The organism is Pseudonocardia sp. N23 (genome assembly GCF_002583555.1).
Lineage (GTDB): Bacteria > Actinomycetota > Actinomycetes > Mycobacteriales > Pseudonocardiaceae > Pseudonocardia.
Window position 1 is genome coordinate 38,800 of sequence record NZ_BEGX01000069.1, and the last position, 15,665, is coordinate 54,464.

Consider the following 15,665-nt stretch of genomic DNA (forward strand, 5'->3'; position numbering starts at 1 on the left):
GTCAGCGATCCCCTGACCGGCCGTGGACACGCGTGGACGTGCGCGGCCGGTAGATGCGGTAGACGGAGGCGCCGTCCACGATCTCGGGGTCGATCGCGGGGGTGCGGGGCCGTGGCGGGGTCGCGTCGGGTCGTCGGTAGATGACGCGCTCGTCGACCTCGCCGGGGTCGGAGCGCCCGGGGACGCTGCTCGTGCGTGCCGGGGTGCCGCCGGCCCCGGCCGGCAGGGCGCGCCGGCCCGTCGTGCCGAGCGCGGTCGCGCCGCCCGCGACCACCTCGTTGCGCCGCCGCGGCTGCCGGGCCGCCGACGCCCCGCCGACGACGGTCGCGGTGGCCGCGACGGTCTCGGGGCGGCCGCCGTCGGGGTCACCGTAGGCACCGCCGGACTGGCGGTCGGTCCACCAGCGGGCCTGCCGGTCGTCCGTGGGGGCGCCGCGGAAGCGCCGCCATGCCCCCGACATGGGTCCGGCTCCGGCGCCGGGCACGATGCCGCCGAACTGCTCCCGGGTGAGCGACACCATCGACACGAGCCGCCGGAACGGCCGCGCGACCGCCCACATCACGACGGTCACGACGCCGGTGACCAGCAGCGCGAGCCACAGGTCGATCCCGGAGTCGGGCCGGAACAGCGACACGACGAGCAGGGCGTGCAGCCCGGCGAGCGCGCCGACGATCAACGTGTTGACGACGGCGGCGCCCGCGACGCGCAGCAGCGCGGGCAGCAGGTCCGGTTTGAGGATCGCGAGGACGGCGATCGCGGGCGCGCACATCACCATCAGCCGCAGCAGCAGCATCGCGACGAGCACGAGCACCTTGGACAGCAGCTGGAACAACGCGATGCACAGCGCCTGCACGACGGCCAGCAGCCCGGTGCCGATCCGGCTGCCCGACTTGCCCTGGAAGTAGGTGTAGCGGTCGCCGAGCTGGCCGGCGATCGTCGTGAACTGGGTCTTCTTCTCCTGGGCGAGCTGGCCGGTGTCCTTGCCGTCGAGGACCTCGTCGATGGTGAAGGTCTGCGAGCGCAACAGGTCGCGGCCGAACTGCTGCGCCTGCGGCACGTCGGGGGAGCCGAACTCGCCGCGCTCCCAGTTGCGGTAGATCACCTGGTCGACGAGGACCGTCGGCAGCGTGTCGCGGTTGCCGAGGCCGATCTGGCCGAGGAACCCCTCCTGCATCTGCGTGACGCCGTCGAGCAGCAGGCCGTCGGCGGCTTTGGACCAGTCGACGGGCGCAAGGTATGCGGCGGAGCCGATGAGCAGGGCCAGCGCCGCGAACCCGGCGCGTTGCGCCTGTCTGGCGAGGTCGCCGCGCATCGCGAGGACGATCAGGATGATCGCGAGGATCAGCAGGGCGACGCCGACGAACGTCGTGAAGACGGCGTCGTACATGGCCTTCGTGGCGGTGGTGATGATGTTGTCGAGCGGCGTGAGCAGCGCGCCGCCGGTCGCGATCAGGTAGTGCGCCCAGTTCACACCCGCGACGGTCAGCTTGGCGATGTTGAAGGTCTGGTTCCCCAGCCATGTGTCCGTGGTGGTCGACGGGTTGAGCACGGCCTGGCCTGCGCAGCCGAGGTCGTAGTTGTGCCAGACCATGCCGGCGTAGCCGACCTCGCGGTACACGCTGCCGGGCTCACCGGCGTCGGGGCGCAGGGCGTCGAGGGAACCCACCAGGCCGGTCCCGGGGCGGTCGGGTTCGGGCGCCTCCTTGCAGTCGAGCGACTGCGCCATCGCGGGCGTCCCGATCAGCGCCGTCCCCGCCATGATCGCGACGACGACGAGCAGCGCCGACATCCGGACCGTCCGTGGCGGGCGCACCCCGTCGGCCTCGGGGTCGGGCAGGAACTCCGACGCGTCGCCGACGTCGAGCAGCGCTGTGCGGCGGGCCCGGACGCGGCTGCGGTGCGCCGACACGACGGCGGCGAGCACGACGCACAGCACCACCCACGGCCCGGTACCCGCGAGTCCGTCCGGCGGCGTCACCGCCCCGCCTCGCGCGTCGCCCCGACCCCGGTCTCCGTGCCGCCGGGGTCGCTCCGCCGCGTGCCGTTGCCGTTGCCGTCGGGGCCGTCGGGGCCGTCGGGGCCGTCGGGGCCGTCCGGGTCGTACGGGCCGCCCGGGTGGGCGTCGTCGAAGCCCTCGTCGAGGTCGAGGTCGTCGAGCAGGTCGAGGTCCTCGTCGGCGAGCAGGTCCGCGTCGCCGGACACGACCATGCCCCGCTCGGTGACGACGTCGTCGAGGCCGGTCGGGCCCAGGACGACGCGCTGCCCGTTGCGCAGCGCGCCGAGCTCCTCGGGATCGATGTCGTCGCCGTCGAGGTCGAGGCGGCCCGGGGGCAGCCGGGGCGCCGGGCGCAGGTCGGCGGGCTCGTCGGGGGCCCGGACCTCGATCGGGACACCGGACACGGAGATGCGGCTGGCGTCGGGGTTGGTGTCGAGGGCCTCGCGGACATGCTCGAGGTGCGGCGCCTCCAGGTCGATGCGGATCTTCTCGACGCCACCGTGCCCGTCGGCGAACACGAACTGGCGGGGGGTGTCGTCGGGCCGGTCGTCGTGCCGCGGCCGCGGCGACAGCGTCCCGAGCATCTCCTCGTAGCCGACGCCGGTGGGCACCCGCAGCAGCCGCAGCGCGTCGGTCTGCGCCTCCTCGTCGTCGGTGCGGCCGACGAACACGGCGTTGACCAGGGACGCGAACCCCGACACCCGCAGCAGGTCACCCGCGAGCTGCGACGCGAACAGGGCCCGGACGTTGAACTTCCGGGAGTCGCGGGCAAGCCGGTCGATGAGCACCTTGCCGGTGGGCACCTGCGACAGGAAGTGCGTCTCGTCGAGCGCGACGCCCTTGCGCTGGTTGCGGTCGGCCTCGTAGATCGTCCGCTGGGTCAGCCACGACGCCAGGTTGAGCAGCTCGACGGCCAGTGACTCGGAGTCGGTCCACTCCTCACGCGGGCTCCCCGGCCGGGGGAGCGTCATGCCCTGCATGGTGAGGACGGTGAGGCGGAAGTCCTGGTGCCCGGCCCAGGGATCGTCACGCGAGGTGTCGGGGAACAGCAGCGCGGCCTGCGGCAGCTCGCGACGCTCCTCCAGGAAGTCGGCGACGACACCTGCGTGGTCCTCGCCGTCGCGGGCGTGCCGGCGCAGCGCGTCGATGACCTGGCCGGGGTGCCGGTCGGGTGCGCCCCCGACCTCCCGGACCGCCCGCAGCAGCACGATGCGCGTGTGCGGCATGCGTGAGACGTCGAACGGCAGCAGCCCGGTGAGGACGTCGAGGACCAGCCGCCGCCGGGTCGCCGCCGCGAGGGAGCGTTCGCGGCGCCAGGCGCGCTCGGGGTCCTCGTCGTCGAGGAAATGGTCGGGCCGCGGCTCGGCGACGACCCGGTACGGGTTGAGGATGCCGGGGTCGGCGCGCAGCAGGTTGATGTGCCGCGAGAACGGTGCCAGCTCCGGGAGCCGGGTCAGCTCGGCGAGCGGGCCCGACGGGTCGAGCACCGTCCAACGGGCACCGGCCCGCAACGTCTTGTAGACGACGAGCCCGGTCAGGAACGACTTGCCCGATCCCAGGCCGCCGACGATCGCGGTCAGGCCCGACGCCCGCCGGACCTCCTGCGCCAGCCACGGGTCCCACGCGACGGGACGCCGGGTGGCCGTGCAGGTCTCGCCGATCATGATGCCGCGTCGGTCGCCGACGCTCGCCGTCGCCGCGGGGACCGCCGCGGCCGCCCACGTCACCGACCCGCGGCGGCGGTAGGCCGTCGACGCCAGCGGCTCGCCCGGGATGAACTCCCGCACGTACCTGTACTGCGCCTCGGGGTGCTCGATCTGCACCTTCGGCCGGTAGATCTCCAGGACCTGTTGGGCGCGTTGGACGGCCTCGGCCTCGTCCCGTCCCGAGACGGCAACCCGCCACCAGCCGTAGAGGCGGGTGTTGAGCTGGGTGAGGCCGCTGGTGACCTCGTCCTCGACCTCCAGGACGCGGTCGGCCTGACGCGCCAGCGACATCGGCGGTTCGAGGTCGTGGTCGTGGGTGTAGTGCCGGATCTGGCTGCGTACCTTGCCCATCTGGCGCTGCAGCTCACCCGTGACGTCCTCGGGGCGGCGGATGTACATCCTCGCCGACCACTCGACGGGGAACGGCAACCTGTCGGAGTGCTGCATCCAGGGGTCGTCGACCTCGGGGATGCGCAGCCCCTCCATCAGGCCCAGGGAGAGCACGGCGACGTTGCGCTGCACCGTCTGCGACCGCAGCCGGCCCGTCACCTGGACCGTCGGCGCGTAGGGCTCCTGCGAGATCGAGACGCCCTCGGTGAACGCGGCGAGATCCTCTGTCTCCCAACGGCCCGTGCCCTCCGGCACGGCCGCCAGCGTCCGCGGGGCGGGCAGCCCCAGCGCGACGGAGCGGTGCATCAGCCAGGCGATGTCCTCGGCGGTGGCGGGAACGGCGTCCAGGCCCGCCCCCGAGACGAGGACGTCGAGGTGGTTGACCTCGGACTCCAGGGCGGCCAGCTCGGCGCGGGCGGCCGCGGGCAGGAACCGGTCGAGCACGGGGGCGGCCATGTCGGCCCAGCGGTCGAACATGCCGCGACCGGAGACCTCGATGCCGAGGAAGACCTCCTTGTCGCTCATCGACAGCCCCATGAGGTGGCGCTGCTCGCCCTCGAGGAAGCCGTCCCAGCCCAGCGCACCGGCGACGTCGGGCATGCGCCCCAACGCGTTGTGGTCGAACGACTCCGCCCACATGTGGACGGGGTAGGGACGGGTCGTGACCCGCAGGTGCAGCCAGCGGCCCTGCAGCTCTCCCAGCTGGGCGGCGACCTGGCGGATCAGGATCTCGCGCTGGCCGTCGCTGCGGAAGCTCCAGGCCTGCGCCGCGAGCCGGTACCAGGCCATGACCTGGGTGCCGGTGCGAGTGAGATGGCCGTCGATGGAGCGGAGCGCGATGTCGGGGGTGAAGCCGCCGGTCTTGAGCTCGCCCGCCAGTGACCTGCCGCGCCTGCGCTTCGGCGCGGAGGTGGCGCGGGAGTCGCGGTCGCGCGCGTCGTCGACCTTCTTACGCCGGGCCACCACGGCTCCCGTTGACGTGGTCGGCGACGGTGCGCACCGGCATCGCGCGGGCCGGGGTGGCCCGGGCGGGGGCGGGGCGGCTGCGCGCGGAGAGGACCGGCCTGCGGGCCGTGGCGGGCGTCTTCCTGGAGACCTTCGTCATCCGCACCGCATCCGACTTCGCGCGCCGCGCCGACCGGGGCGCCGTGCTGCGCACCCGCACCCGGCCTGCCCGGATCGTGCCACCGCGCCTCGCCGTGCGGGGGCGGGGGCCGGTGACCTCGTGGCGGAACAGTGCGACGATCTGGCCGAGGGGCCGCTCGTAGTTGATCCGCTTGCCCAGGAACCGGGTGAGCACGATCGTGAACAGCAGCGACCAGGCGACGGAGAAGAAGTCGAGCGAGATCCCCAGCCGGCGCTGGACGAACATGATCACGACCATGACGGCCAGCCCGAGCCCGTAGCTCACATAGCGCGCACGCCAGGGGAACGTGGCCCGCGGCGGACCGAGCCACACGGCGTCGACGCGGTACACCTCGTCGTCAGTGCGGACGAGCACCCGGTCACCTGGCGTCGGTGATCAGCGACGCCAGGAACGACCCGACGGCCGGGCCGGTACCCGACACCGCGATGCCGAGGGCGACGAGCCCGACGATCAGTCCGATGCTGCGGCGGGCGACCCCGGCGTTGTCACCGCGGCCGCCGATCCACAGCAGGATGATCGCGATTCCCAGCAGGATGAGCGGGACGATGTTGTTCTGGATCCAGCCTTGGAGGCCGCCGGTCGAGACCTGCGCAACCCAGAAGGTCACCCCTTCCGTGGTGGCGCTCATGCCGACCCCTCCTCATGACGTTCCGACCGCGACGACGAGCGCACGCTACCGTGCCCGGCCACTGGCCGACGGCCCGAGTCAAGCATGCTCAGGCGAGGAAAAATAAGCGTCAAGCGGCGACAACGACCGGTTGTCGGAATCGTTCATGTGCGCGCTGCGACGGATTCCCAGCACCTTCCACCGAACGTGTGACGCCACGGAACGCGACAACAGTGTTACGGAGCGCATTCGGGGAGCGTCCGGGATCTGATCGACTCCGTACGTCCGGACGGGTCCGGCTCCCACCGGGTGGAGAGGGTCCGGCGGCGGACGGGGCCCGTCCGCCGCCGGCCCTCAGCTCTCGGTCGGGGTCTTCTCCGGCTCGTCCGCGGCCTCCGGCTCCTCGTCCGACGTCACAGCGCCACCCGAACCGTTCGTCGTCGGGTCGCCGCGCCTGACCGCCGCGAGCAGCATCTGCGAGACGTCCTGGATCTGGACGCCCGCACCACCGCCCTCGGACTGCTTCTCGGTCAGGCCGTCCGAGAGCATCGTCTTGCAGAAGGGGCAGCCCACGGCGATCGTCCCGCCGTCGCCACCCACGGCCGTGAGCGTGTCGAGCGCCTCGGTGGTGCGGGTGACGTTGACCCGCTGCCCGATCCGCTCCTCCATCCACATCCGCGCGCCGCCCGCGCCGCAGCACATGGAGCGGTCGGCGTGGCGCGGCATCTCGGTGAGCACCGCGCCGGCGGCCGCGACGAGCTCGCGCGGCTCGGCGTAGATCTCGTTGTGCCGGCCCAGGTAGCAGGGGTCGTGGTAGGTGACGGGCGCGGCCTTGTCGGCTGCCGGCTCGGCGACAGGGACGAGCTTGCCCTCGCGCACCAGCTTGTTGAGCAGCTGCGTGTGGTGCACGACCTCGTAGTGCCCGTCGAGCTGCGGGTACTCCCGGCCCAACGTGTTGAGGCAGTGCGGGCACGTCGTGACGATCTTGCGGGTGCCGGGCTCGCGGCCCTCGAACACCGCGTTGAGCACCTCGACGTTCTGCTGCGCCAGCATCTGGAACAGGAACTCGTTGCCGGAACGACGCGCCGGGTCGCCCGTGCACGACTCCTCCGGGCCCAGCACCGTGTAGCCGACACCCGCGCGGTGCAGCAGCTCGGCCGTGGCACGGATCGTCTTCTTCTGGTTGTCGTCGAACGCGCCGGCGCAGCCGACCCAGAACAGGTACTCGGTCTCGGCGGAGAGCTCACCGTCGAACACCGGGACCTCGAAGTCCAGCGCCTTGGTCCACTCCAGGCGGTCCTTGGCGTTCTGCCCCCAGGGGTTGCCCTTGTTCTCCAGGTTCTTGAACAGCACGCCCAGCTCGGACGGGAACTCCGACTCGATCATGACCTGGTGGCGACGCATGTCGATGATGTGGTCGACGTGCTCGATGTCGACGGGGCACTGCTCGACGCACGCACCGCAGGAGGTGCAGGACCACAGGACGTCGGGGTCGATGACGCCGTGCTGCTCCGCGGTGCCGACGAGCGGGCGCGCCGCCTGCTGCGGGCCCGAGCCCAGTACGCGACCGAAGCCCGACTCGGGGACGCCGTGACCATGGCCGTTGGTCGCGGCCTCCAGGACGTCGAACTCGACCGACTCGATCTCGGGCAGCTCCTGGCCGCCGATGATGTAGGGCGCCTTCGCGAACAGGTGGTCGCGCAGGTCCATGATCACGAGCTTGGGCGACAGCGGCTTGCCGGTGTTCCAGGCCGGGCACTGGCTCTGACAGCGACCGCACTCGGTGCAGGTCGCGAAGTCGAGCATGCCCTTCCAGGTGAAGTCCTCGATCTTGCCGCGGCCGAAGATCGCGTCCTCGTCGGGATCCTCGAAGTCGATCGGCTTGCCGTCCGACATCATCGGCAGCAGCGGGCCCAGTGCCTTGGGCATGCGCTTGGCCGAGACGTTGATCGGCGCCGTGAAGATGTGCAGGTGCTTGCTGTAGGCGACGATCACCAGGAACACGAGCATGACACCGATGTGCAGCAGCAGGCCGACGCTCTCGACGACCTCCAGCGCGGGCTCGGGGATCCCGGTGAAGAGGTTGCCCAGCCCGATCGACGCCCACGCGCCCGACTTGTAGGGGAACGTGCCCAGCGCCGACGACGCGGCACGGAAGAAGAACAGCGTCCAGAGAACGTTGAAGATCATGAAGAGGATGAGCCAGGCCGGGCCGGTGTGGCTGCCGTAGAACCGCGACGCGCGCGCCTCCCGCGAGGGCGCGTTGCGGATGCGGATGGCGGCGAAGACACCCAGCGACAGCAGGCACAGCACCGCGATGGTGTCCTGCAGGAAACCCAGGACCGCCCAGCGGCCGACCCACGGGATGTGGAAGTCGGCGTCGAACAGCGCGCCGTAGGCCTCCAGGTAGACCGTCGCCAGGATGACGAAGGCCCAGAACGTGAAGAGGTGCGCGAGGCCCGGGACGGACCATTTCAGCAGCTTGCGCTGGCCGAAGACCTCGACGAACTGGGTCCGCACCCGCGCGCCGAGGCCGTCGCGGCGGTCGTCGTCGGGCTGGCCGGACTCGATCAGCTTGTAGACCTGCAGCGCCCGGCGCCCGGCGATCGCGACGGCGGCGACGGTGATCACCAGACCGATGACCAGTCGGACCAACACGTGTTCCTCCTCGAACAGCCGGAATCCGCGTGTGGTGGGACGCGGCCCGTTGCGGCCGGAGATTAACCCTCCGTGCCTCCGGGCGCCGACCAGCACCCGGTCAATTGTCTAACTAGTTACTGAAGAGTAACCCAGCGGAGGTGAAGAACGTAACGCATGTCCCGGACGCACGCCCGGCGTCAGCAGGGCTGGAAACCGGTCACCGAGTAGCGGCGCGCGTCGTCGTCGGTCCACGCCACGGTCACCTTGCCGAGCTGCGGTCCTGCGGCCGCCGCCCACGCCGACCCGCAGGTCGACAGCGTGTAGGTGCGTTCCGACGTCATCGGCGCCGCGTCACTGCGCACGCTCGTCACCGGCGCCGGACCGCCCGCCGCCGCCCGCTCCTGCCAGATCGCCGTCACCGCCGACGTGCAGTCCGCGGTGCCCGTCGCGGCCGTGAGCTGGGTCTCCGCCACCGGCGCGACGATGCGGCACAACGGCTGCGGGTCCGCGACCCGACCCGAGATCACCCGGTCGAGCAGCGGCGGGACCTCCTGGGCGTTGGGCACCCCGCCGACCGTCGCCCGCACCTCGTTGCCCGCCTGGATCTCCTTCTGCGCCTCCGCCGCGGTGATCCGTGACGCGGTGATCGCGAACCCGACGATCGACACCGCACACAGCACCGCCCCCGCCACCACCAGCTGCCAGCGGGGAAGCCGCAGCAACCCGGCCAGGATCAGCCCCAGGCTCAGCGCGAGCGCCCACGCCCAGGGGTTGTCCTTCGTGAACACCACCAGCGCGCCGACGAACACGATCCCCGCGACGTGCCACGTCCAGCCCTTGAGCAGCCGGTCCAGGCGCAGCACCGACAGCAGGACCAGCGCCCCGAGGCCGATCGCGAACGGCGGCCACCACTGGTCGACGGGCTTGCCGGGGTCGAGCGTCGGGAAGAGGAAGAACGGGATGAGCAGCAGCGCCGCACCCGCGATGCCGACACCGACCGCCGGCCGCCAGCCCCGCGCCCGCAGCCACGCCCACCCCGCGCTGGTGGGCGGCAGGCGTGGCGGCTGCGGTGGCGGCAGGGGACCCCCCTGCTGCTGGGACCCGGGTGGCGGCGGGGGATGCCCCTGCTGGTGCCCGGGGTGTCCCGGGGCGGCCGGGTGGTACCAGACACCGTGCGGGACGGGGGCGCGATCGTCGTACACCGGGCCCTCGGGCTGCTTGGTCATGTCGACGGGCGGGGGTGCCTCTCCGGCCGGCGGGCCGGACCGATGCGCCGTGCCGACCGGCGGATGCGCCTCCCGGCCGGCGGGCTGGCTGTCCTCCGGCGGCTCGGGCGTGCGCGGCTCTCCCATCGGCGGCCAGCCTACTGGCCACCGACACCGCCGTCCGTGTCCCCACGGGCGCGGACGGTCACGATCGGAGCTTGCCGACGGCGGCTGCCTCTCCGGTGATCGCCGTTCGCGGGACATGGGCGTCGCCGGTGGCGCTCACGTCCCGATCGCAGCGAGGCCGCAGGCAGGAGTCCCAGTGGTGATCAGAGCCAGCCGTGGTCGCGGGCGATGCGGGCGGCCTCGGACCGGTTGCCCGCACCCAGCTTCTGCATCGCCGACGACAGGTAGTTGCGGACCGTCCCGGGCGAGAGGTGGACCCGCACCGCGATGTCGACTGCGGTCCCGGAGTCGTCGACATTGCGGAGGACGTCGAGCTCGCGGTCGGTCAGCGGGCACTCCTCGCTGGTCAACGCCGTCATCGCGAGGTCGGGGTCGACGTAGCGGCCGCCGCCGTGGACGCGGCGCACCACGTCGGCCAGCACCGTCGCCGGCGCGCTCTTGGTGACGAACCCCGCCGCCCCCGCCGCCAGCGCCCGGCGCAGCACCCCGGGCCGGGCGTGCCGGGTGAGGATGATGCAGCGCGTCGACGGCTGGTTCTCCGCCACCCACTGGGCGACCTCGGCGCCGTCGCGGCCCGGCATCTCGACATCCAGCACCGCGACATCGGGGGCGTGCTCACGGATGGCGTCGACGGCCTCGTCACCGGTGGAGGCCTCGGCGACGATCTCCAGGTCGCCCTCCAGCCCGAGCAGTGCGCCGACGGCGCCACGGGTGAGGGACTCGTCGTCGGCGAGGACGAGCCGGATCACGTGGGGACCGGGACGGAGGCGTCGAGGCGGAACGTGCCGTCGGGACCGGGCCCGGCGTCGAGGCGGCCGGCGTGCTCGTCGAGGTAGCGGCCGAGCGCGACGAGCCCGGTCCCGGCCTCCTCGGCCGCGGACGGGGAGGCGACCCCGTCGTTGACGACGCGCAGGTGCACGGCCCCGCCGACGACCTCGATCTCGATGGTGCAGCTGCGGGGCTGGGCGTGGCGCAGGACGTTGGTCATCGCCTCGCGCAGCACCCGGCCGAGGACTCCGCGCACGGGTCCCGCGACCGTCGCCGGGTCGCCGCGGACGACGAGGGTCACGCCCGCGGAGTCGAGCACGGCGCGGGCACCGGCGAGCTCGGTGGCCAGGTCGGTCGTGCGGGTCTCGCGGACGAGGGCGCGCACCTCGGACAGCGACTGCCGGGCGACGCGCTGCACGTCGTCGAGCTCGGCCTTGGACCGGGTGGCGTCGACGTCGATCAGGCGGCTGGCCAGCTCGCTCTTGAAGGCGACGACCTCGAGGGCGTGACCGAGGATGTCGTGCAGGTCGTCGGAGAGCCGGAGCCGCTCGCGGGCCGTGGCGAGCTCGGCGGCGACGCGGCGGGACTCGTCCAGGTCGGTGACGGCCTTGAGCCACCAGAGGCGTTCGACGTCGACGCACCACATGAACAGCACGTAGAAGGCGGCGAGCGCCGCCCCGAGCCATGGCGGGAACGGGAACTCGTAGGTGGTGTTTGCGGCGATCCACCAGCCGAACCCGAGAACCGCCGCGGCGGCGAGGACGACGGTCGCGGCACCGCGCCAGAGCCTGCCACCGGACACGACATCGCCGAGCAGCACGCCGCTGACGAGCGCCCAGGTGAAACCGGCGAACGACGAGGCGAGGCCGACCAGCGCCAGTGCGAGCACCACCGCGAGCGCCACCACCGTGAACCACGCGTCGGCGGGGGAACCGAGCGACCGGACGTGCTGGCGGATGCGGTACAGGTGCAACGCCAGCGCGACGACGTAGAGCGCGAACAGGGTGATCGCGTACGGGGCTGCGGGCAGGCCCGTCCGGAGGATCATCGCGGGCACGAACAGCAGCCAGCCGACCGTGATGACCATTCCGATCACGCCGAACCGGCGGGCGGCCCGCATCCGGCGCTCCTCGGAGCCGGCGAGGCCGGTGTCCTGCACGTCCACGACCAGACCGTAACCGAGAACCCCTGATGACAGGTGTCATCGGAGTCCGGGCGCGGTGTCACCCCGACCCGTGACCGTCATGACTACCGGCGACGGGTGGTCGCCCGGCACCGTTGTGGCCATGACGGAGACGACGATCCACGCGGCGGGCAGCGCCGCGACGACGAGAGGGTCGGCCGTCGAGGTACGGGGGCTCCGGGTCGCGTACGGCGACTTCGAGGCGGTCCGGGGCATCGACCTCGACGTCCGGCAGGGCGAGGTGTTCGCGCTGCTCGGCACGAACGGCGCCGGCAAGACCACGACGCTGGAGGTCATCGAGGGCTTCGGCCGCCGCACCGGTGGGGACGTGTCGGTGCTGGGGCTCGACCCCGCGACGCACCGCGACGAGCTGAGCCGCCGGATGGGCGTGCAGCTGCAGGAGGGCGGGTTCGTCGACGAACTGACCGTCGCCGAGACGCTCGCGCTGTGGCAGAAGCTGTCCGACCGGACCGACCGCGTCGAGCGCCTCCTCGACAGGTTCGAGCTGACCCCGCGGCGCGACGTGCAGGTGGGGAAGCTGTCGGGCGGCGAGAAGCGGCGGCTGGACCTGTCGCTGGCGGTGTGGGGGTCGCCGGAGCTGGTGATCCTCGACGAGCCGACGACGGGCCTGGACCCCGAGTCGCGGACCCGCACCTGGGACGCCATCCAGGAGCTGCAGGAGGCGGGCCGCACGGTCCTGATGACCACGCACTACCTGGAGGAGGCCGAGGCGCTGGCCGACCGGGTCGCGATCATGCACGAGGGTCGCGTCGCGGTGCAGGGCACGCTGGCCGAGATTCTCGCGACGCGTCCCGCCGGCTTCTCGGCGACGCTGCCCGCGGCGGCGCTGCCGTCCGGTCCCGCCGACCTGCCGGCGCTCGTCGGCGAGCCGTCGGTGCAGGCGCGGGGCGGGGCCGTGCACGTCACTGTCCGCACCGCCGAGCTGCAGGCCGATCTCACGACGTTCCTGAACTGGGCGGCGGGCCGGGGAGTCCCGCTGTCCGACCTGCGAGCCGCGCCCGCGTCCCTCGCCGAGATCTACCACTCGGTGCGCGAGGGGACCGTCGGCACGACCCGGGCCGCGCACAACGACCCGGAGGTGACTCGATGACCACCGCGACCGTCGCGGGGACGAGCCCCGTGCAGAAGTACCTGGCCCTCGCGGGTGCCGAGGTCCGGCTCGTGATGCGCAACCGCACCATGGCCGTGTCCACGCTGTTCGTGCCCGTCGCGCTCGGCGTGTTCTGGGCGTTCTCCTTCGGCGGCGGGCCCGAGGTCTGGCCGATGGTGGTCGCACTGCAGGCCGCCGTCACGCTCGGTATGGGCCTCTACCTGACGGCCACGCAGACCGTCGTCGCCCGCCGGCACACCCGCGTCCTCACCCGCATGCGGACCAGTGGAATCTCCGATCCGGGCCTGCTCGTCGCGACGCTCACCCCGGCCGTCGTCATCGCGCTCGTGCAGATCGTGATCTTCGCGGCGATCGACCTCGTGATGGGCGTCGCCGCACCGGTCAACCCGATCGCTCTGGTGGCGATGCTCCTGGCCGGGACCGCCCTGATGGTGACGGCGGCACTCGCCACGAGTGTCATCACCCCGTCGCCGGAGCGGGCGCAGATCACCACGCTACCGCTGGTGTTCGTGATGCTCGGCGGCGCGATCGCGATGGCCGTCATCCCCGCACAGGGCTGGCTGCAGGCGCTGCTCGTCGTGCCCGGCGCCGGCGTCGGCACGCTGGTCCGGCTGGCGTGGGGCGGCGAGGTCGGCATGGGCGCGGTGACCGGCACCCTCGTCGCCACCCTGTCCCTCCTGGTGTGGGCGGGCGTCTTCGCCCGGGTCGTCCAGCAGAGGTTCCGCTGGGACCCGCGCAACGGCTGAGGGCTCCGACCCGTCAGGGTCGTGCGAGAGGTCGGCGCCCGCCGCGATTCGGGGGAGTCAGCGGCGGGTGTCGACCCGATGGAAGTTCTGGTGCGCCCGCGACGGCGTCGGACCGCGCTGCCCCTGGTAGCGCGAGCCGACGCCGTCGCTGCCGTAGGGGCGCTCGGCCGGGCTGGACAGCCGGAACAGGCACAGCTGCCCGATCTTCATCCCCGGCCACAACGTGATCGGCAGGTTCGCGACGTTCGACAGCTCCAGCGTGATGTGGCCGGTGAAGCCGGGGTCGATGAATCCGGCCGTCGAATGTGTGAGCAGGCCGAGCCGGCCCAGGCTGGACTTGCCCTCCAGCCGGCCGGCGAGATCGTCGGGGAGGGTGACGCTCTCGAACGTCGACCCCAGCACGAACTCGCCCGGATGCAGCACGAACGGGTCGTCGCCCTCGGGCTCCACCGCCGACGTCAGGTCGTCCTGCTGCTCGCGCGGGTCGATGTGGGTGTACTTCGAGTTCTGGAACACCCGGAAGAACCGGTCGAGCCGGACGTCGATGCTCGACGGCTGGAGCATGGACGTGTCCCACGGGTCGAGGACGAGCCGCTGCGACTCGATCTCCTTGCGCAGGTCACCGTCGGAGAGCAGCACCGGGTCACCCTAGCGGGCAGGGCGCCGGTCAGACGTCGGAGGACCTGGGGGCGAGCTGCGGGAACGGGTTCAGCCCGAACATCCAGGCGACGGCCGCCTCCGCCCGCTCGGCCTCCTTGCCGTCGTACACCTCCGGCCGCGGGCGCGGGTCGACGTCGAGGATGCGCCACACGTCGTCGAGCACGTGCCTGCCGTCGACGCTGCGGATCGAGTCGCCCGGCTCCGCGATGTGCGGGCCGTCGACCAGCACCGCGGGGGTACCCAGGCCCGGCGCGTCGCCGACCAGCTCGGGGTCGTCGGACACCAGCACGCTCGCCGCCGCCACCAGGTGCACCAGCTCGGCCAGCTCCAGGTGGGGGACGACGACCGCGCGCTCGTGACGGGCCAGCACCTCGGCGTCGTCGTCGCCGCAGAGGTCGCCGAACAGCACGACCTCGAGGTCGTCGTCGCGGTCGAGCAGCGCGGGCAGGTCTCCCACCACGGCCGCCGACGCCGGGCTGTCGAGACCGGCGACGACCAGCCGCGACCGCCCCTGCGCGACGCGCATGACCATCGCCGCGAACCGGAGGTCGGCGGGCGGCGGGTTGGAGCCGATGGTGTCGCCGACCTGCAGCACGTTGGGTCCGAGCGGGCTGCCCAGCGTCGGCCCGGTCGTCGTGAGGAACAGCGATGCGAGCTGGCCGATGACCCGCCGGTTCGCCTCCTCCGGGAACGGGCAGAGCAGGTCGTCGGTCGCAACCCCGGCCTGCAGGTGCACGACGGGGATCAGCCGCCAGAACGCCACCTGCGCCGCCATGAGCGCCGTCATCCCACCGCCGTAGATCATGATCGCCGACGGGTCCTGCTCCACCATCAGCTGGTCGAGCTTCGCGGTCAGCGCCGACGCCACCGCGGCGGGTGCGTAGCCGGGGTGCTCGGCCAGCAGGAGCGTGATGTCGGCGGGGACGCCGAGCGCCTCGAACGCGTCGTGCGTGGCCATCGGGTCGGGGCCGGTGGCCACGGTCAGCCCGCGGATGCGGTCCGCCTCGGCGATCGCGGTGGCGACCGGGGCGAGCCGTGCGACCGCCGGGCGGGTACCCGCGATCAGGAGCACGTCGTGCTCGTGGTCGTCGGGAAGCTCGCCGATGAGCCTCTCGAATGCCGTCATGCCCGGTCCTTCGCTACGGGGGAGCTGCGTCCGGGAACCCTCGACGAGTACCCCGGCCGTCCGGAGTGTGGAGCACCCCGGCCCGCGGCGTCGAGCGGATCCGAACAGTCCGTCACGCACTCTGTCGCAACCACCCTGTTGGTGGGCGTCCACGTGGCTCAGCCGACTACGGG

At 72.6% G+C, this 15,665-nt stretch carries 12 protein-coding genes; 2 read left to right on the forward strand and 10 right to left on the reverse strand.

The annotated features are described in order from the left end of the window. Position 1 precedes the first annotated feature (1 nt). The 8 genes from TOK_RS20065 to TOK_RS20100 all read right to left on the reverse strand — a co-directional run bounded on the left by TOK_RS20065 (position 2) and on the right by TOK_RS20100 (position 11,810). Positions 2 to 1,978 (reverse strand): hypothetical protein, encoded by a 1,977-nt coding sequence (locus tag TOK_RS20065; RefSeq protein ID WP_098959544.1) that lies wholly within the window; start codon positions 1,976 to 1,978, stop codon positions 2 to 4. Next, complete coding sequence (locus tag TOK_RS20070; protein WP_374754914.1) at positions 1,975 to 4,881, reverse strand: ATP-binding protein; 2,907 nt, start codon at positions 4,879 to 4,881, stop codon at positions 1,975 to 1,977. The genes TOK_RS20065 and TOK_RS20070 overlap by 4 nt, the downstream gene beginning before the upstream one ends. A 160-nt stretch (positions 4,882 to 5,041) precedes the next feature. Next, complete coding sequence (locus tag TOK_RS20075; protein ID WP_216362029.1) at positions 5,042 to 5,593, reverse strand: hypothetical protein; 552 nt, start codon at positions 5,591 to 5,593, stop codon at positions 5,042 to 5,044. Between the two features lie 4 nt (positions 5,594 to 5,597). Continuing rightward, the gene (locus TOK_RS20080; RefSeq protein WP_098959545.1) at positions 5,598 to 5,867 is read right to left on the reverse strand and encodes a hypothetical protein; all 270 of its coding nucleotides are present in this window, start codon (positions 5,865 to 5,867) and stop codon (positions 5,598 to 5,600) included. Positions 5,868 to 6,200: 333 nt separating this feature from the next. Continuing rightward, the gene (locus tag TOK_RS20085; RefSeq protein ID WP_253258513.1) at positions 6,201 to 8,504 is read right to left on the reverse strand and encodes a (Fe-S)-binding protein; all 2,304 of its coding nucleotides are present in this window, start codon (positions 8,502 to 8,504) and stop codon (positions 6,201 to 6,203) included. Positions 8,505 to 8,683: 179 nt separating this feature from the next. After that, positions 8,684 to 9,838, reverse strand: a complete 1,155-nt coding sequence (locus tag TOK_RS20090; protein WP_098959546.1) for a hypothetical protein — start codon at positions 9,836 to 9,838, stop codon at positions 8,684 to 8,686. Between the two features lie 182 nt (positions 9,839 to 10,020). Next, on the reverse strand, positions 10,021 to 10,626 hold the full coding sequence (locus tag TOK_RS20095) for a DNA-binding response regulator (RefSeq protein WP_098959547.1): 606 nt from the start codon (positions 10,624 to 10,626) through the stop codon (positions 10,021 to 10,023). Then, positions 10,623 to 11,810: a sensor histidine kinase gene (locus tag TOK_RS20100; protein ID WP_098959548.1), complete on the reverse strand. Its 1,188-nt coding sequence runs from the start codon at positions 11,808 to 11,810 to the stop codon at positions 10,623 to 10,625. The genes TOK_RS20095 and TOK_RS20100 overlap by 4 nt, the downstream gene beginning before the upstream one ends. A gap of 121 nt (positions 11,811 to 11,931) precedes the next feature. Here TOK_RS20100 and TOK_RS20105 point away from each other — a divergent pair, with 121 nt between their 5' ends. Beyond that, complete coding sequence (locus TOK_RS20105) at positions 11,932 to 12,939, forward strand: ABC transporter ATP-binding protein (RefSeq protein WP_172457670.1); 1,008 nt, start codon at positions 11,932 to 11,934, stop codon at positions 12,937 to 12,939. Continuing rightward, positions 12,936 to 13,706 (forward strand): ABC transporter permease, encoded by a 771-nt coding sequence (locus tag TOK_RS20110; protein WP_098959550.1) that lies wholly within the window; start codon positions 12,936 to 12,938, stop codon positions 13,704 to 13,706. The genes TOK_RS20105 and TOK_RS20110 overlap by 4 nt, the downstream gene beginning before the upstream one ends. Positions 13,707 to 13,763: 57 nt before the next feature. On the opposite strand, the gene dcd is transcribed toward TOK_RS20110, so the two are convergent. Continuing rightward, the gene (gene dcd, locus TOK_RS20115; protein WP_098959551.1) at positions 13,764 to 14,345 is read right to left on the reverse strand and encodes a dCTP deaminase; all 582 of its coding nucleotides are present in this window, start codon (positions 14,343 to 14,345) and stop codon (positions 13,764 to 13,766) included. Between the two features lie 28 nt (positions 14,346 to 14,373). Further along, positions 14,374 to 15,492, reverse strand: a complete 1,119-nt coding sequence (locus TOK_RS20120) for a UDP-N-acetylglucosamine 2-epimerase (protein ID WP_098959552.1) — start codon at positions 15,490 to 15,492, stop codon at positions 14,374 to 14,376. Positions 15,493 to 15,665 lie beyond the last annotated feature (173 nt).

Excerpts from the sequence above, each read along its gene's own strand:
- TOK_RS20120 (WP_098959552.1), bottom strand. The coding sequence starts at position 15,492 with ATGACGGCATTCGAGAGGCTCATCGGCGAGCTTCCCGACGACCACGAG.
- TOK_RS20110 (WP_098959550.1), top strand. The coding sequence starts at position 12,936 with ATGACCACCGCGACCGTCGCGGGGACGAGCCCCGTGCAGAAGTACCTG.
- TOK_RS20080 (WP_098959545.1), bottom strand. The coding sequence starts at position 5,867 with ATGAGCGCCACCACGGAAGGGGTGACCTTCTGGGTTGCGCAGGTCTCG.
- TOK_RS20090 (WP_098959546.1), bottom strand. The coding sequence starts at position 9,838 with ATGGGAGAGCCGCGCACGCCCGAGCCGCCGGAGGACAGCCAGCCCGCC.
- TOK_RS20070 (WP_374754914.1), bottom strand. The coding sequence starts at position 4,881 with ATGGCCTGGTACCGGCTCGCGGCGCAGGCCTGGAGCTTCCGCAGCGAC.
- TOK_RS20105 (WP_172457670.1), top strand. The coding sequence starts at position 11,932 with ATGACGGAGACGACGATCCACGCGGCGGGCAGCGCCGCGACGACGAGA.